Genomic DNA, 17020 nt, shown 5'->3' on the forward strand with positions numbered 1-17020 from the left:
TCGACCTCTCTGTGCGGGGGTGTCCCGGCGGCGGTCCCGCGCGGGCGAGGGGAAACGGGCGGTGGGGCCGACGGGCCGTCAGCAGCTGCCGGTGATCGCCCGGAGCAGGAGGGGCTGGAACTCGCGGACCGCCCGGTTGGCCCGGAATCGCCGCAGTTCGCGGTCGAGCCGGCGCAGGTCGGCGACGACCGTCGCGGAGGGCACGTCGGCGAGGGTGTCGAGCTGTTCGGCCGCGATGGCGCAGGCGTGCTCGGCCTCGCCGGCCCCGGCGTGGGCCAGGGCGCGGCGCAGCCCGTAGCGGACCCGGGCGCGGGCGGCGCGCAGCGGGATGCGGGCGCACTCGCGGTCGAGGACCTCGGCGGCGCGCCGGGCGTGGCCGAGGTCGAACAGGCACCAGCCGGTGGTCATCGCGGCGGGGTCGGCGATGTTGGCGCTGCCGATCACCGGGCCCTCGTCGCGGTCGGCGTCGGCGGTGTCGAGCAGCACCTCGGCCCGCTCCAGGCCGCGCAGGCAGCGGTTGCGGTCGCCGCCGAGGGCGTGGCCCTGGGCCTCGCGGAGCGCGGCGAGGCCGCGGATGCGGGGCGGCAGGCGGCGGTCCTGGGCGGCGGTGGCGAGCGCGACGGTGGTGGCGGCGTCCCCGGCGTAGAAGGTGATCAGGGCGCGGCGGACCAGCGCGTACCCGGCGAGGTGGCGGTTGCCGCCGGCCCGGGCGAGTTCGACGGCCCGCTCGGTGTGCGCGAGGGCGGCGTGCCGGTCGCCGGCCTCCTGCGCCATCCAGCCGCCGAACTCGATGAAGTGGGCGGCGATCAGCAGCAGTTCGGCGCGGGCCCGGCCGTCGCAGCGCAGCGCGATCCGGACGGCGGTCTCGCTCTGCATCTGGAGGGCGGGGACGAGCAGCACCGGGTCGAGGTGCTGGCCGAGCGCCCGGTACTGGGTGAGCTGTTCGCGCAGCAGGGCGGGGACGCCGGGGTCGAGCGCGCTGGGGCGCTGCGGGGGCAGGGCGGCCAGCGCCTCCGGAGCGGGGAGCGCGGGCAGCGGGAGGCCCTCGGGCCCGCCGCGTCCGGTGCGCGGCTCGGCGTACCCGGCGCCCGCGTACCCGGCGTAGCCGTACCCGTAGCCGTACCCGTGGTTGTGGCCGGCCTCGGCCTCGGCGGCCTCGCGGGAGCGGAACCCGACGCCCGGCCCGGTGCGGTGGGCGGCGGCCCGGGCGGTGGGTTCGGGGCGGGCGGCGAGCTGCTGGAGGCGGCCCTCGGCGCCGAGCAGGGCGTCGCAGCGGCGGGCGAGTTCCTGGGACGCCTTGCGCTGGCCGCTCTCGACCTTGCTCAAGTAGCCCTTGCTGTAGCTGAGTTGCCGGGCGAGCCCGTCGAGCGAGAGGCCGTGCGCCTCGCGCAGCCGGCGCAGTTCGGCCCCGAAGCGATGAGACGAGAGCATGCCAAATCACCCCCTGGATGCGTCCCGGGCACACGCGGTGTGCGGGATGTTCGGTTCGGTCCGGGAGCGCTCCCCGGCGCTCCGAGGGAATCTTGGCATGCGACTGATCGCTTCCGGAGCGTTACGGAACGGTTTCCCGTTGCCAATTCCGCTGGCAGGCCGTGCGGCAGGGCGCCGATCGGCCCCCGCCGGGCGACCGGACGCCGATCGGCCCGGCCCCGCGAGGCCCGCCCGAGGCTCCCCGCCACCGGCTCCCGCCGCCCGCCGGGCCGGAGTCCGGGCGGCCCCGCGCGCTCCGTCCGCCGCCCTCGCGCCTCCCCCGGGGCCCGCACCGGGCGGCGCGTGGGCGACGTTTGCGCGCCCGGTCCGTACGGGGACGAATCACCTGGGAGACAGCCCGCTGACCTGGGACGACCCGGGACTCCGCCGATCAGCACGAGGGGAATCCTTTGACCGCGCCGACGCCGCCCGAGGGGATGCCGCCGCACCCCACCGCCCCACCACCGACCCCCGCCGGGCCGGCCCCGCCCCGCCGGATCGACCTCCAGGGCTGGAGCGCCGTCATCACCGCCCTGGTCGGCGTCGCCACCCTGGGCGCCGGGTTCGCGGGCGGCTACCTGTCCCAGTCGCAGTCCGTCCCCGGCCTCCGGCCGCAGCCGACGGTGACGGTGACCGTTCCCGGCCCGGCCGTCCCGGCCCCGGTCGCCACCCTGCCCGCCGCCGTCCCGCCCGCGGCCAGCCCGCCCGCGGTCAGCCCGCCCGTCGACACGCTGCCCAGCGAGGCGCTCGGCAGCCCGGGGGCGAGCGGCACCCAGGTGCTGCTGGCCTCGCCGGACGCCGGGCGCGGCGGGACCAGGACGGTGCTCACCGGGCAGGGGTTCCCGCCCGGCGCGGTGGTGCGGGTCTCCTTCGTCGTCAAGAACGAGTCCGAGCTGGACCAGCGGCTGCGCGACCTGCGCGACACCGAGTCCGACGCCCGCGGCGCCTTCTCCGTCGAGGTGGTCATCCCCGCCGACCTGGGCGGCTACGCGGACATGAACGCCTACCTGCGGGCCCAGGCCGGCACCGGCGGGAAGCCCGTCGAGACGGTCTTCGACCTGCTGCCCTGACCGGCCGTCAGGCCCGGCGCTCCTCCAGCCGCCGCCACAGCTCCTCGACCCGGGCGGTCAACTGCTCCAGGCCGCCGCTGTTGTCGAGGACCAGGTCGGCGACCGCGAGGCGCTCCTCGCGGCCCGCCTGGGCGGCCATCCGGGAGCGGGCCTCGTCCTCGGCCATGCCGCGCAGCTCGACCAGCCGGCGCAGCCGCTCCCCGTCCGGGACGTCGATGACCACGACCAGGTCGTACAGCGGGGCCAGGCCGTTCTCGGCGAGCAGCGGGACGTCGTGCACGACGATCGCGTCCGGCCCGGCCGCGGACTCCAGTTCGGCGGAGCGGGCCCGCACCAGCGGGTGGACGATCGCGTTCAGCTTCGCCAGCCGGGCCGGGTCGGCGAAGACGATCCGGCCGAGCGCGGGGCGGTCCAGCGCGCCGTCCGGGAGCAGCACGCCGGGCCCGAACTCGGCGGCGACGGCGGCCAGTCCGGGCGTCCCGGGGGCGACCACCTCGCGGGCGATCACGTCCGAGTCGACGATCACCGCGCCGCGCGCGGCCAGTTGGCGGGAGACCTCGCTCTTGCCCGCGCCGATCCCGCCGGTCAGTCCGATCCTCAGCATGCCGCCAGGCTACCGGCCCCCGGCACCGGTCCGCCGCGGCGGACCGGGCCCACCGGCGCACCCGCGGATGCGCGCGGGAGCCCGGCGGTGCCCGTTGCCCGGTGCCACACCGGTTCCGGAGACTGACGCACCGTCAGATCCCGTTCCCGGCAAGGCGGTTCAGTCGAGGTCGAGGGACTCCCCGGCCGCCAGCGTCCGGTACTCCACGCCGCCGGTGCCGGGGCCCTGCGGGCCGAGCAGCCGCCCGTGGACGGCCTGTCCGGCCTCGCTGAGCGTCGCCTCGTGGATCGCCACCGCCTGCCGGGGCTGGGTCTCGCGCAGGTAGTCGACCAGTTCGCCGGCCCGCAGCCAGGGCGCGCCGAGCGGCAGCAACAGGGTGTCGACGGTGTCCGGCGGGAGGGTCAGCGCGTCGCCCGGGTGGAAGGCCCGGCCGCCGAGCAGGAAGCCGATGTTGGGGATGCGCGGGATGTCGGGGTGGATCTCGGCGTGCCACTCGCCGTGCACCGTCACCGGCAGGCCGTCCAGGTCGAACGCGTCGCCGTCGCCGACCACCGTCACCCGGGCGCCGATGCCCTCCAGCTGCCGGGCCACCGCCGAGTTGGTGTACACCCGCAGGCCCGGGTTGGCCTCGACGGCGGCCCGGACCTGCTGCTCGGTGAAGTGGTCGGCGTGCTCGTGGGTGATCAGCAGGGCGTTCACGTCCGCCACCACCTCCGTCCCGCTGAACATGCCGGGGTCGATCAGCGCCGCCCCCCGCGCGTGCTCGATCCGGACGCAGGCGTGGCCGAACTTCGTCAGTCGCATGCGGCCAGCCTACGGCCGCGGCCCGGCGGGTCCGGCTACGGCGCACCCACCAGGCGGCGGCGCTTCACCAACCGCGGCGCGGGCAGCACCACCGGGCGCAGCGGCGGCAGCTCGACGTGCTCGTGCAGGCCGACGATCCGGTGCAGGCGGCGCAGCGGGGCGGGCGCCCACCAGTTGAGCCGGCCGAACAGCGTCATGGTGGCGGGCACCAGCAGGGTCCGCACCAGGGTGGCGTCCACCGCGACGGCCACCGCCAGCGCGATGCCCATCTGCTTGACCATGAGCATCTGCCCGGCGGCGAACCCGGCGAACACGATCACCATCAGCAACCCGGCCGAGGTGATGATCCGACCGCTGCGCTGCAGGCCGAGCTGCACCGACCTCGCGCAGTCGTACCCCTGGTCGTGCAGCTCCTTGATCCGCGAGAGCAGGAACACCTCGTAGTCCATCGACAGCCCGAACGCGAAGGCGAACACCAGCACCGGGATCACCGTCTCCAGGCCGCCGGTCGGCGTGAACCCGAGCAGCGAGCTGAAGTACCCGTGCTGGAACACCAGGGTCAGCGCGCCCAGCGACGCCCCCAGCGAGAGCACGTTCATCAGCAGCGCCTTCACCGGCAGCACCACCGACCCGGTCATCAGGAACAGCAGCACCAGCGTCCCGGCCGCGACCAGGCCCAGCGCCCACGGCCCGCGCGAGCCGATCTCGTGCTGGAAGTCCACCAGCGACGCCGCGTCGCCCGTCACGTACGTCTCCAGCCCGCCGCGCTCGGAGCGCAGCTCGCCGACCACCCGCTTGGCCCCGGCGCCCTGCGGGTCGCCCTTGACCAGCACGTCCACGGTCTGCACGCCGTCCGAGACCGGCGCCACCGACCGGACGCCCGCCACGCCCGGCAGCTTCGCCACCACGTCGTCCGCGTACCGCTGGGCCTGCTGCGCCGTCCCCTCGACGACCACCTGCACCGGCGCCGGGACCTGCCCGGGGAAGCGCGCCTCGACCGTCTCGGCGACCTGCCGGGACGCGAAGCTCTTCGGCAGCACGTCCGCCCCCGAGTTGCGGAAGTGCGAGCCCAGGAACGGCGCCCCCGCCGCCAGCAGCAGCGCCACGCAGGCCAGCATCACCGGCACCGCCCGGCGCTGCACCCGGCGCACCGTCCGGGAGAAGAACCCCTCGTCCGGGACGGGCGCGGTCGGCGCCTTGATCCGCCGCCCCATGAAGCCCAGCAGCGCCGGCACCAGGGTCAGCGCCGCCGCCACCGCGATCACCACCACGCTCACGCCCGCCACCGCGACCGCCCGGAACACGGGGCTGGTGAACACGAACAGCCCGCTCAGCGCGACCGCCACCGTCAGCCCCGAGAACGCCACCGTCCGGCCGGCCGTGGCCGCCGTGCGCTCCACCGCCTGCGCGATGTCCGCGCCGTGGCCGCGCTCCTCCCGGAACCGGTTCACCATCAGCAGCGCGTAGTCGATCGACAGGCCCAGGCCCAGCACCGTCGCGATCGGCAGCACCGAGGTGTCGATGTCCATCAGCTTGCTGAACCCGAACATCGCCAGCAGCGCCCCGCCCACCGAGGCGATCGCCCCGATGCCCGGCAGCCCCGCCGCGGCCAGCCCGCCGAACACCAGCACCATCACCACCAGGGTGAGCGGCAGCGTCACGATCTCGCCGAACCTGGTGTCCTTCGCGGTCTGGTCCTTCACCTCCTGCTGGAGCACCAGGTCGCCGCCGACCACGGTGTGCGCGCCGTCCGCGTCGATCCGCTCCAGCCGGTCGGTCACCGCCGCCAGCTGCTTCGCCGTCGACCCGTCCGCCATCCGCACGCTCACCAGCGACGCCCGGCCGTCGCTCGCGGCCAGCTGCCCGCCCGTCCCGTACGCGTCCGCCACCGAGACCACGCCCGGCAGCTTCGCCACCTCCGCGCCCGCCCCCTCGACCGCGGCCCGCACCCCCGGGTCGCCCACCGCCGGCCCGTCCACCACCGCCGTCACCGTGCCCTGCACCGGGTCCGCCGCCTGCACAACCGCCGTCCCGGCGGCCGACTCCGACCCGCCGCTGCCGGTGGCCGCCACCGACCCCTCGAACACCCGCCCGCCGAACACCACCCCCACCGCGAGCACCAGCGCCCAGAACGCCAGCACCCAACGCCGGTGCCGGAAACACACTCGCCCCAGCGCGGCCAACCGACCGGAAACCTGGGAAACCTGGACCTCTGCTGCGGTGGAGCGGGAGCTGCGCATGCGGGGAGCCTTTCGGACAAGTCCCCTCAATGTATGTGTGACTTCGCTTTCGTCCTATAGGCGGACGATGAGCCTCATCTCACAATCCCCTTCACATAAAAGACACTTAAGCTCCGCACCCCCTCCCCGCCGCACCCCGGCCCGCCCCGCCCCGGCCCGCCGGGAGGGGCGGGCCGGGGCGGGTCAGGGCGCGCCCAGGAGGGCGGCGGCGAGCAGACCGGCCAGCCACTCCTGGTAGGCGTCGGCGGACCATCCGCGGCCCGCGGTGAGCTGGGTGAACAGCTGCGGCCCGGTCAGGGCCCAGCAGGCGTCGGCGAGGCGCGCGGGGTCGCCGCCGGGCGGCAGGACGCCGGCGTCGGCGAGGTGGCCGACGAAGGCGGTGACGCCCGTCAGCCGCTCCCGCTCGCTGAGCGCCAGCACCTCCGCGACCTCGGGCCCCGCCTGGACGAGCAGCCCGAACAGCGGGGCCAGCCGCTCGTGGACGCCCCGGACGAACCCGGCGTAGCGCCGGAGCTTCACGGCCGGGTCGCGGGCCTCCCACACCGCCCTGAGCTGGGGCCGCTCGGCCATCGCCACCGGCTCGTCGTCCCCGGCGAGCGTGGTGTCCCATAGCGCCTTGACCAGGCCGGTCTTGCCGCCGAACGACTTGTAGACCGTCTCCGGGGAGACCCCGGCCCGCTCGGCGACGGCGCGGACGGTCGCGGCCCGGTAGCCCTCCGCGAAGAGCAGCTCCCGGCACGCGGCCAGTACCGCGGCGCGGTTGCGCCGGGCGGCCTCCTGCCGGCGGCTGGCGTCGTAGGGCCTGCGCGGAGCGTCGGACGCCACGGGACCCCTCCTCCCTCAATCCATTACAGTTTGCTGTATCGAAAGTTCGATCCGCCCCGCACCGCCGGAGGAACGCATGCCCCGCCCCGTCCCCCACGTCCAGCCCGGCATCGCTCCGGGCGTCGACCGCCTCGGCGACCACGTCGTCAACTTCTACCTCGTCCACCACCCGGACGGGCTGGTCCTGGTCGACGCGGGGCTGCCCGCCCACCTCGGGCAGCTGCGCGAGCACCTGGCCCGACTGGGCCGGACCCCGGCCGACATCCGCGCCGTGCTACTCACCCACGCCCACCCCGACCACACCGGCCTGGCCCACCCGCTGCGGCGGGCCGGGGCCGACGTCCGGATCCACCAGCGGGACGCGGCCATCCTGCACGACGGCCCGCGCAGCGCCCTGCGCCACGCCGCACCCGAGCGCTCCGTGCTGCCCTACCTGCTGCGCCGTCCCGCCGCGACCGCCACCGTGCTGCACCTCGCCCGCAAGGGCGCCTTCACCGCCCGCGCGGTGCCGGACGTCCGGACCTTCGCCGACGACCAGCGGCTGGAGGACGTGCCCGGCGCACCGCGGACCGTCGCCCTGCCCGGTCACACCCCGGGCAGCACCGCCCACCTGTTCCCCGACCGCGGCCTGCTGTTCACCGGCGACGCCCTGGTCACCCACGACGGCCTGACCGGACGCACCGGCCCCGGCCTGGTCTGCCGCGGCTTCACCCACGACGGTGCCGCGGCCCTGGCCGCCCTCGACCGCATCGCCGAACTGACCGCCACCACCGTGCTCCTGCCCGGCCACGGCCGACCGACCACCGACGACGTCCGCACCGTCGCCCACCTGGCCCGACAGACCGGCCTGCACTGAACAGCCCCTCACCGCACCACCGCACCCCGGTACGCGCACGGGCGGGTGGACGGGTGGGTGGACGGGCGGGGAACACAGCAACCCCCGCCCAGGGAAACCCTGGACGGGGGTTGCTGTCAGTCAGCTACGCGCAGCAGCCGAAGCGCGGTGCTTCAGCTCTGGCCGCCGGCCAGCTTCTCGCGGAGCGCGGCCAGGGCCTCGTCCGAGGCGAGCGCGCCGGAGGTCTCGTCGCTGCTGGAGGAGTACGAGCCGCCACCGCCGGAGACCGGGGCCTCCTCGCCGGCCTCGGCGGCGGCAGCCGCGTCGGCCTCGCGGGACTTGATGACCTGGGCCTGGTGCTGCTCGAAGCGGGCCTGGGCCTCGGCGTACTGCCGCTCCCACTCCTCGCGCTGCTTCTCGAAGCCGGGCAGCCAGTCGTTCGCCTCGGGGTCGAAGCCCTCCGGGTAGATGTAGTTGCCCTGGTCGTCGTAGGACGCGGCCATGCCGTACAGGGTCGGGTCGAACTCGACCGACGCCGGGTCGGCACCGAGGGACTCGTTGGCCTGCTTCAGCGAGAGGCTGATGCGGCGGCGCTCGAGGTCGATGTCGATGACCTTGACGAAGATCTCGTCGCCGACCTGGACGACCTGCTCCGGGATCTCGACGTGGCGCTCGGCCAGCTCGGAGATGTGGACCAGGCCCTCGATGCCCTCGTCCACGCGGACGAACGCACCGAACGGAACCAGCTTGGTGACCTTACCCGGGACGACCTGCGAGATCTGGTGGGTCCGGGCGAACTGCTGCCACGGGTCCTCCTGGGTCGCCTTCAGCGACAGGGAGACGCGCTCGCGGTCCATGTCCACGTCGAGAACCTCGACGGTGACCTCCTGGCCGACCTCGACGACCTCGTTCGGGTGGTCGATGTGCTTCCAGGACAGCTCGGAGACGTGCACCAGGCCGTCGACGCCGCCGAGGTCGACGAACGCACCGAAGTTGACGATCGAGGAGACGACGCCGGAGCGCACCTGGCCCTTCTGCAGGGTGGTGAGGAAGGTCTGGCGGACCTCGCTCTGGGTCTGCTCCAGCCAGGCGCGGCGGGACAGGACCACGTTGTTGCGGTTCTTGTCCAGCTCGATGATCTTCGCCTCGAGCTCCTTGCCCACGTAGGGCTGGAGGTCGCGGACGCGGCGCATCTCGACCAGCGAGGCCGGGAGGAAGCCACGGAGGCCGATGTCGAGGATGAGACCACCCTTGACGACCTCGATGACGGTACCGGTGACGATGCCGTCCTCTTCCTTGATCTTCTCGATCGTGCCCCAGGCGCGCTCGTACTGCGCACGCTTCTTGGACAGGATCAGGCGACCCTCCTTGTCCTCCTTCTGGAGAACCAGGGCCTCGATGTTGTCGCCAACGGAGACAACCTCGTGGGGGTCGACGTCGTGCTTGATCGAGAGCTCGCGGGACGGGATGACACCCTCGGTCTTGTAACCGATGTCGAGGAGCACCTCGTCACGGTCGACCTTCACGATGACGCCCTCAACGATGTCGCCGTCGTTGAAGTACTTGATGGTCTCGTCGATCGCGGCGAGGAACGCGTCCGCGTCGCCGATGTCGTTGACCGCAACCTGCGGGGTGGTGCTGACAGAGGTGTCGGTGGGGCTCGTCATTAGGAAAAGGGCTCCGGTACGGACATGAAGTCGTAGGTAATGCCACGCGGGGGGCCCTGATCGCTCCCACCGAAAGCCGTACAGGCCAGAAAACGGCCCACCGAAAGGACTCCCGCAGTACAGGATTCCCGGCGTCCGTCTGACGACCGTGGGGTCTTCGACAGATGCGAGCGCGACCTGCTCCGTCCGAGGCGCGCAGGCCCGCAGCGCAACTTGTAGCATACGGGGACACCCCGGCACGGTCAACGTCGAAGCCGACGAGACCGGTAGAGCCCGGGACGGATCAGGCCATATCCTCCAACGGCGCTTCTCACCGCGCCTGGAACACCGGCCCTACCCCGGATGCCACCGCCCGACCCGGCCCCCGTACGGGGCCGGCTCCGCAGCAGCAGCGCTTCCGCAAGCCCATAGCCTACGTGACGGATCCCATGACCCACTCCACCGCCCCCGGTCCCGACGAGCCCCGCGACGACGAGCCCGGCGGGTACGACCCGTCCGCGTACGACGTGCCCTCCGCCCCCCGGGGGGAGGCGCGGGAGGACGGGCCGGACGAGGAGGACGGCGACGAGGCGCTGCGGCGGGAGGCCGGGGAGCGCGAGTCGAGCCGGGCCAGCCGGCACTGGTGGGACCGGAACGCGGACGACTACCAGGACGAGCACGGCGAGTTCCTCGGGGACGACCGGTTCACCTGGTGCCCGGAGGGCGTGGACGAGGCCGAGGTGCGGCTGCTCGGCGAACCGGCCGCGCTCGCGGGCGCGGACGTGCTGGAGATCGGCTCCGGCGCCGCGCAGTGCTCGCGCTGGCTGGCCGCCCGGGGGGCCCGGCCCGTCGCGCTGGACATCTCCTACCGGCAGTTGCAGCACTCCCGCCGGATCGACCTGGGCCGCGGGCTGGCGCCCGTCGCGGTGGTGCAGGCGGACGCGGCGGTGCTGCCGTTCGCGGACGGCTCGTTCGACCACGCGTGCTCGGCGTACGGCGCGGTGCCGTTCAGCGCGGACACCGCGCGGCTGATGCGCGAGGTGCACCGGGTGCTGCGGCCGGGCGGGCGGTGGGTGTTCTCGGTGACCCACCCGATCCGCTGGGCGTTCCCGGACGAGCCCGGGGTGGAGGGGCTGACCGCCACCTCCTCGTACTTCGACCGCACCCCGTACGTCGAGCAGGACGAGCAGGGCACCGCCACCTACGTCGAGCACCACCGGACGCTCGGCGACCGGGTCCGCGAGCTGGTCGCGGCCGGGTTCACGCTGCTGGACCTGGTCGAGCCGGAGTGGCCCGAGGAGTTGGCGCAGGAGTGGGGCGGCTGGAGCCCGCTGCGCGGCCGGCACATCCCCGGCACGGCGATCTTCGTCGCCCGGCGGAACGGCTGAGCGCGGTGCGCCCCGGGGGGCTCGAACTGCCGGTCCGCACCGCCCTGCCCGCCCTCGCCCGGGCCCTGGACGAGTCCGGCGCGGCCGTGCTGTCCGCGCCGCCCGGCACCGGCAAGACCACCCTGGTGCCGCTCGCCCTGGCCGGCCTGCTCGACCCGGACGGGCCGCCGCGCCGGGTGCTGGTCGCCGAACCGCGCCGGCTCGCGGTCCGGGCGGCGGCCCGGCGGATGGCCTGGCTGCTGGACGAACCGGTCGGCCGGACGGTCGGGTTCACCGTGCGCGGCGAGCGCCGGGTCGGCCCCGGCACCCGGGTCGAGGTGGTCACCACCGGCGTCCTGCTGCAACGCCTCCAGCGCGACCCCGAACTGCCCGGCGTGGACGCGGTGGTGCTCGACGAGTGCCACGAACGCCACCTGGACGCCGACACCGCGCTCGCCTTCCTGCTGGACGTCCGGGCCGCGCTGCGCCCCGAACTGCGCCTGCTGCTGGCCTCCGCCACCGCCGACACCGACGCCTGGGCCGAACTGCTGGGCGGCGCCCCGGTGGTGGCCGCCGAGGGCGTCGCGCACCCGGTGGCGACGGTGTGGGCCCCGCCGCCGACCGCGGTCCGCCCCCCGCACGGGACGCGGGTCGACCCGGCGCTGCTGTCGCACGTCGCGGCGACGGTGCGCCGGGCGCTGGCCGAACGGGACGGCGACGTGCTGTGCTTCCTGCCGGGGGTCGGCGAGATCGCCCGGGTGGCCGGGCAGTTGGCCGCCGAGGACGTCGAGGTGCTGTCCCTGCACGGGCAGGCGCCGCAGGCCGTGCAGGACGCCGCGCTCAGCCCCGGCGGTCGGCGGCGGGTGGTGCTGGCCACCTCGGTCGCCGAGTCCTCGCTGACCGTGCCGGGCGTGCGGGTCGTGGTCGACTCCGGGCTGACCCGGGAGCCGCGCACCGACCACGCCCGCGGCCTGTCCGGGCTGGTCACCGTCCGCACCTCGCTGGCCGCCGCCCGGCAGCGCGCCGGCCGCGCCGGACGCGAGGCCCCCGGCACCGTGTACCGCTGCTGGGCGGAGGCCGAGGACGCCCGCGCCGCCCGCTTCCCCACCCCCGAGATCGCGCTCGCCGACCTCACCTCCTTCGCCCTCCAGGCCGCCTGCTGGGGCGACCCGGACGCCACCGGCCTCACCCTCCCCGACCCGCCGCCCGCCGGCGCGATGGCCGCCGCCCGCGACGTCCTGCGCGCCCTCGCCGCCGTCGACCCCGCCGGCCGCCCCACCGACCGCGGCCGCGCCATCGCCCGCACCGGCCTGCACCCCCGCCTCGCCCGCGCCCTGCTCGACGGCGCCCCCGCGGTCGGCCCGCGCCGCGCCGCCGAACTCGTCGCCCTCCTCTCCGAGGAGCCCCCGCGCGCCCTCGGCGACGACCTCGCCGAGATCCACCGCACCGTCCGCCGCTCCACCGACCCGTACGCCCGCCGCTGGAAGGACGAGACCCGCCGCCTCGAACACGCCCTGACGGACCCGACCGCGCAGCCCGCCGAGGGCGGCGCGGCGGGACGACCGCCGGGCGAGGGCGGCGCGGCGGGACGACCGCCGGGCGCGGACGGCGCGGCGGGACGACCGCCGGTCGAGGGCGGCGCGGCAGCCGGCGACGGCCTCGGGGCGCGGGCCGGCCGGGGGGCCGCCGGCTCCGGGCTGTCGGACGGTGCCGCCGCCGGGCTGGTGGTCGGGCTGGCCTACCCGGAGCGGGTGGCGCGGGCCCGGGAGGGCGGGGAGGGGGCGTACCTGATGGCCTCCGGGACGGCCGCCCAGCTGCCCGCCGGGACGCGGCTGCCGGCCGGCGGCTGGCTGGCCGTCGCGGTCGCCGACCGGCCCGCCGGGTCGCCCTCCGCGCGGGTGCTGCGGGCCGTGGCGGTGGACGAGGCGACCGCCCGGCGGGCGGCCGGGCCGCTACTGGCGGCCCGCGAGGAGGTGCGCTGGTCGGTCCGGCAGCGGGAGGTGGCGTCCCGCCGGGTGGAGTCCCTGGGCGCGATCGAACTGGCCGCCGCACCGCTCACCGCACCCGACCCGGCGCTGCTGCGGGCCGCGCTGCTGGACGGGCTCGAACGGGAGGGCGTCTCCGCGCTGCTGCGCTGGCCGCCCGCCGCGAGCGGGCTGCGCGAACGGCTCGCCTTCCTGCACCGGGCGATCGGCGACCCGTGGCCGGACGTCGAGGACGCCGCGCTGCTGGCCGCCGCCGAGCAGTGGCTGGAACCCGAGCTCTCCCGGGCCCGGCGCCGGGCCGACCTGGAGCGGATCGACACCGCCGCCGCGCTGCCGCGCCTGCTGCCCTGGGCGAGCGGGCAGGCCGGACGGCTCGACGAACTCGCCCCGGAGCGGATCACCGTGCCCACCGGCAGCCGGATCCGGGTCGACTACGCGAGCGACCCCGAGCGGCCGGTGCTGGCCGTGAAGCTCCAGGAGCTGTTCGGCTGGGCCGCCGCCCCGGCCCTGGCCGGCGGACGCGTCCCGCTCACCGTCCACCTGCTCTCCCCCGCGGGCCGCCCGGCCGCCGTCACCGGCGACCTCGCCGCGTTCTGGCGCACCGGCTACCCCGCCGTCCGCGCCGACCTCCGCGGCCGCTACCCCCGCCACCCCTGGCCCGAGGACCCCACCACGGCCGAACCCACCCGCCGCGCCAACCCGCGCAAGTGACGCCGCGTCACCCGGCCCGGCTCGCCCGCGCGGGGCGCGCACGGGCGGGTGAGCGGGCGGGTGAGCGGGCGGGTGAGCGGGCGGGGCGGGGAAGCTACCCCCAGTCCTCCGCCAGGACCGCCATGTCGATGTCGTCGACCCACTCGTCGCCGTACCGCAGCACCTGCCGCCGCACCCCCTCGACCTTGAACCCGGCCTTCTCGTAGGCCCGTTGCCCCCGGCCGTTGAAGGCGTAGACGGAGAGCGAGACGCGGTTGAGGCCGATCGCCCGGATCGCGTGGTCGGTGAGGAGGCGGACGGCCTCGGTGCCGAGGCCGCGGTCGCGGCCGTCGGGGCCGATGGCGATGCGGAGGTTGCAGGCGCGGTTGGGTGCGTCCCACTCGTTGAGGACGATCTCGCCGACGCCGCGGCCGGTGGCGCGGTCGACCACGATCAGGTCGAGGCGGTCGGTCTGCTCGTTGCGGGTGGTGTACCAGTCGACGACGCGGCGCTCCGTCGCCTCGTCCCAGACCGGGGGTTCGGGGGTGTAGGAGTCGGAGGTGTAGCGGAGCACGTCCGGGTCGTTGATCACGGCGCGGAGCATGGGAAGGTCCTCCTCCGGCCGCACGGGCCGCAGGAGGACCTTCTCGCCCACCAGGGTGGGTTTCTCGGAGAAGGAGGAGGAGGCAGGCATCCGGCCAGTCTCGGCGGGCCGGACGCCCACCCGCAACGCGATAAACCCGGTGAACGCGGTGACCGCGACGATCCGGGTGTCAGTGCGCGGCGGTCTCCCAGTTCGCGCCGGCGCCGACCGAGACGTCGAGCGGGGCGCGCAGCGGGTACGCCCCGGCCATCTGCTCGCGGACCAGGGCCTCGACCTGCTCGCGCTCGCCGGGGGCGACCTCCAGGACGATCTCGTCGTGCACCTGGAGCAGCATCCGGGTGGCGAGGCCGGCGGCGCGCAGGGCCGCGTCGACCCGGAGCATGGCGATCTTGACGATGTCGGCGGCGGTGCCCTGGATGGGGGCGTTGAGGGCCATCCGCTCGGCCATCTCGCGGCGCTGCCGGTTGTCGCTGGTGAGGTCGGGCAGGTAGCGGCGGCGGCCGAGCAGCGTCTCGGTGTAGCCGACGGCGCGGGCCTCCTCGACCACGTCGTGCAGGTAGTCGCGGACGCCGCCGAAGCGCTCGAAGTAGGTGTCCATCAGGCCCTGGGCCTCGGCGGGCTTGATGCCGAGCTGCTGGGAGAGGCCGTACGCGGACAGGCCGTAGGCGAGGCCGTACGACATGGCCTTGATCTTGCGGCGCATCTCGGCGTCGACGCTCGCCGGGGGGACCGAGAAGACCTGGGAGGCGACGGTGGTGTGCAGGTCCTCGCCGGTGGTGAAGGCCTCGATCAGGGCCTCGTCCTCGGAGAGGTGCGCCATGATGCGCAGCTCGATCTGCGAGTAGTCGGCGGTGAGCAGCGTCTCGTAGCCCTCGCCGACCACGAAGGCGCGGCGGATGGCGCGGCCCTCCTCGGTGCGGACGGGGATGTTCTGCAGGTTCGGGTCCTGGGAGGAGAGGCGGCCGGTGGCGGCGACCATCTGGTTGAAGGTGGTGTGGATGCGGCCCTGCGGGGAGACGGTCTTGAGCAGGCCCTCGACGGTGGTGCGAAGCTTGGCCTGGTCCCGGTGGCGGAGCAGGATGACCGGGAGTTCGTTGGTGGTCTGGGTGGCGAGCCAGGTGAGGGCGTCGGCGTCGGTGGTGTAGCCGGTCTTGATCTTCTTGGTCCTGGGCAGGCCGAGGTCGCCGAACAGGACCTCCTGGAGCTGCTTGGGCGAGCCGAGGTTGAACTCGCGGCCGGCGGCGGCGTGCGCCTCCTCGACGCAGCGCTGGATCTCGGCGGCGAACTGGGTCTCCAGGCCCTGGAGCCAGGCGCGGTCGGCGGCGATGCCGTGGCGCTCCATCCGGGCCAGCAGCTCGGCGATCGGCAGTTCCATGTCGTGGAACAGCTCGACCGCGCCGACCTCGGCGAGCCGGGTGTCGAACAGCTCGGCGAGGTCGTGGACGGCGCGGGCCCGGGTCATCAGGGACTGGGCGCCGGCCGTCGGGTCGGGCTCGTCGGCGTCGAAGCTGAGCTGGCCGGTCTCGGCCTGGGCGGCGGCGGGGGCGAGCGAGCGGCCCAGGTACTCCTCGGCGAGGACGTCGAGGGTGAAGGTGCGGCGGCCGGGCTTCTCCAGGTAGGCGGCGAGCGCGGTGTCGGCGGTGACGCCGGCGAACCGCCAGCCCTGCTCGGCGAAGGCCCGCATGACCTGCTTGGCGATGTGCAGGGCCTTGGGGCGCTCGGGGTCGGCGAGCCAGGCGGTGAAGGCGCGGTCGTCGTCCTCGCCGAGCGCGGCGGGGTCGAACCAGGCGGCGGCGGTGCCGGTGGCGAGGGCAATCTGCTCGACCCCGCCGGTGCCCAGCGCCCAGCTGTAGTCGGCGGCGAGGGCGGTGCGGACGTCCGTGCCGGTGTGCTCCTCCAGCCAGGCGGCGAGCGCGCCGGGGACGGTCAGCAGGTCGCCGTCGACGGCGGGGCCGGCCGGGACCTCGACGGCGGCGGCGCTCTCGGCGCCGGCCGGGTCGATGCCGGCCACCCGGTCGCGGAAGTTGGGGTTGCGGAACTCCAGCGCCTCCATCAGCCGGGCGACCTCGTCCTTGTCGAACGGGGCGCGGGCCAGCTCGGGGACGCCGAGCGGCAGTTCGACGTCCCGCACCAGTTCGGTGAGGAAGCGGTTGCGCTTGACGGAGTCGAGGTGCTCGCGGAGCTTCTCGCCGATCTTGCCCTTGACCTCGTCGGCCCGGTTGACCAGTTCCTCGAAGGAGCCGAACTGGTTGACCCACTTCGCGGCGGTCTTCTCGCCGACGCCGGGGATGCCGGGCAGGTTGTCGGACGGGTCGCCGCGCAGGGCGGCCAGGTCCGGGTACTGGTCGGGGCGGACGCCGTACTTCTCGGCGACCTTCTCGGGGGTGTAGCGCGTCAACTCGGAGACGCCCTTGGTGGGGTACAGCACGGTGACGTGCTCGTTGACGAGCTGGAGGGAGTCCCGGTCGCCGGTGACGATCAGCACCTCGAAGCCCTCGGCCGCGGCGGCGGTGGCCAGGGTGGCGATGACGTCGTCGGCCTCGAAGCCCTCGGCGGTGACCCGGGGCACCCGCATGGCGTCGAGCAGTTCGCCGATCAGCGGGACCTGGCTGCGGAACTCGTCCGGCGTGGCCGCGCGGTTGGCCTTGTACTCGGGGAACTCGGCGGACCGGAAGGTCTGCCGGGACAGGTCGAAGGCCACCGCCAGGTGGGTGGGCCGCTCGTCGCGGACGGTGTTGGCCAGCATCGAGGCGAAGCCGTAGACGGCGTTGGTGTGCTGGCCGGTGGCGGTGGAGAAGTTCTCCACCGGCAGGGCGAAGAAGGCCCGGTAGGCCATCGAATGCCCGTCCAGCAGCATCAGCCGGGGCCGTTCGGCCGCCT

12 protein-coding genes are annotated in these 17020 nt (G+C 75.1%); 4 read left to right on the top strand and 8 right to left on the bottom strand.

The window, feature by feature from the left end; genetic code table 11:
- Positions 1-78 precede the first annotated feature (78 nt).
- Positions 79-1431, bottom strand: a complete 1353-nt coding sequence (locus ACIQVD_RS01125; protein WP_402285157.1) for a helix-turn-helix domain-containing protein — start codon at positions 1429-1431, stop codon at positions 79-81.
- Positions 1432-1880: 449 nt separating this feature from the next.
- Here ACIQVD_RS01125 and ACIQVD_RS01130 point away from each other — a divergent pair, with 449 nt between their 5' ends.
- Positions 1881-2540, top strand: a complete 660-nt coding sequence (locus ACIQVD_RS01130) for a hypothetical protein (RefSeq protein WP_400688246.1) — start codon at positions 1881-1883, stop codon at positions 2538-2540.
- Positions 2541-2547: 7 nt separating this feature from the next.
- On the opposite strand, the gene coaE is transcribed toward ACIQVD_RS01130, so the two are convergent.
- From coaE to ACIQVD_RS01150, 4 genes are all read right to left on the bottom strand, one after another.
- Entirely contained in the window at positions 2548-3144 is a 597-nt protein-coding gene (coaE, locus tag ACIQVD_RS01135; protein WP_400688248.1) for a dephospho-CoA kinase, read from the bottom strand.
- A gap of 159 nt (positions 3145-3303) precedes the next feature.
- Complete coding sequence (locus ACIQVD_RS01140) at positions 3304-3948, bottom strand: MBL fold metallo-hydrolase (RefSeq protein WP_400688250.1); 645 nt, start codon at positions 3946-3948, stop codon at positions 3304-3306.
- 35 nt (positions 3949-3983) lie between these two features.
- Positions 3984-6089 (bottom strand): MMPL family transporter, encoded by a 2106-nt coding sequence (locus ACIQVD_RS01145; protein WP_402285160.1) that lies wholly within the window; start codon positions 6087-6089, stop codon positions 3984-3986.
- A 282-nt stretch (positions 6090-6371) separates the two neighbouring features.
- A complete protein-coding gene (locus ACIQVD_RS01150; RefSeq protein WP_402285162.1) occupies positions 6372-7013 on the bottom strand; it encodes a TetR/AcrR family transcriptional regulator in 642 nt (213 codons plus the stop codon).
- Positions 7014-7089: 76 nt separating this feature from the next.
- On the opposite strand from ACIQVD_RS01150, the gene ACIQVD_RS01155 reads away from it, so the two are divergent.
- Positions 7090-7869: an MBL fold metallo-hydrolase gene (locus tag ACIQVD_RS01155; RefSeq protein ID WP_402285164.1), complete on the top strand. Its 780-nt coding sequence runs from the start codon at positions 7090-7092 to the stop codon at positions 7867-7869.
- A 152-nt stretch (positions 7870-8021) separates the two neighbouring features.
- On the opposite strand, the gene rpsA is transcribed toward ACIQVD_RS01155, so the two are convergent.
- Positions 8022-9515, bottom strand: coding sequence for a 30S ribosomal protein S1 (gene rpsA / locus ACIQVD_RS01160; protein ID WP_111553210.1), 1494 nt, complete (start codon positions 9513-9515; stop codon positions 8022-8024).
- A 428-nt stretch (positions 9516-9943) separates the two neighbouring features.
- Between rpsA and ACIQVD_RS01165 the strand changes: the two genes are divergently transcribed.
- Positions 9944-10882, top strand: a complete 939-nt coding sequence (locus ACIQVD_RS01165; protein ID WP_402285166.1) for a class I SAM-dependent methyltransferase — start codon at positions 9944-9946, stop codon at positions 10880-10882.
- A gap of 5 nt (positions 10883-10887) precedes the next feature.
- On the top strand, positions 10888-13557 hold the full coding sequence (locus ACIQVD_RS01170; protein ID WP_402285168.1) for an ATP-dependent RNA helicase: 2670 nt from the start codon (positions 10888-10890) through the stop codon (positions 13555-13557).
- Between the two features lie 94 nt (positions 13558-13651).
- Here the strand turns inward: ACIQVD_RS01170 and ACIQVD_RS01175 are convergent, their stop codons facing one another.
- Both ACIQVD_RS01175 and polA read right to left on the bottom strand, forming a co-directional pair.
- Positions 13652-14230, bottom strand: coding sequence for a GNAT family N-acetyltransferase (locus ACIQVD_RS01175; protein ID WP_400688262.1), 579 nt, complete (start codon positions 14228-14230; stop codon positions 13652-13654).
- Positions 14231-14309: 79 nt separating this feature from the next.
- The gene (gene polA, locus ACIQVD_RS01180) at positions 14310-16997 is read right to left on the bottom strand and encodes a DNA polymerase I (RefSeq protein ID WP_400688619.1); all 2688 of its coding nucleotides are present in this window, start codon (positions 16995-16997) and stop codon (positions 14310-14312) included.
- Positions 16998-17020 lie beyond the last annotated feature (23 nt).

It is taken from the genome of Kitasatospora sp. NPDC090308 (genome assembly GCF_044769485.1).
GTDB classification, from domain to species: domain Bacteria; phylum Actinomycetota; class Actinomycetes; order Streptomycetales; family Streptomycetaceae; genus Kitasatospora; species Kitasatospora fiedleri.

Bases quoted from the DNA above. Each gene is read 5' to 3' on its own strand.
- polA (WP_400688619.1), bottom strand. From the start codon at position 16,997: ATGCTGCTGGACGGGCATTCGATGGCCTACCGGGCCTTCTTCGCCCTG.
- ACIQVD_RS01125 (WP_402285157.1), bottom strand. From the start codon at position 1,431: ATGCTCTCGTCTCATCGCTTCGGGGCCGAACTGCGCCGGCTGCGCGAG.
- ACIQVD_RS01175 (WP_400688262.1), bottom strand. From the start codon at position 14,230: ATGCCTGCCTCCTCCTCCTTCTCCGAGAAACCCACCCTGGTGGGCGAG.
- ACIQVD_RS01165 (WP_402285166.1), top strand. From the start codon at position 9,944: ATGACCCACTCCACCGCCCCCGGTCCCGACGAGCCCCGCGACGACGAG.
- ACIQVD_RS01140 (WP_400688250.1), bottom strand. From the start codon at position 3,948: ATGCGACTGACGAAGTTCGGCCACGCCTGCGTCCGGATCGAGCACGCG.
- ACIQVD_RS01155 (WP_402285164.1), top strand. From the start codon at position 7,090: ATGCCCCGCCCCGTCCCCCACGTCCAGCCCGGCATCGCTCCGGGCGTC.
- coaE (WP_400688248.1), bottom strand. From the start codon at position 3,144: ATGCTGAGGATCGGACTGACCGGCGGGATCGGCGCGGGCAAGAGCGAG.
- rpsA (WP_111553210.1), bottom strand. From the start codon at position 9,515: ATGACGAGCCCCACCGACACCTCTGTCAGCACCACCCCGCAGGTTGCG.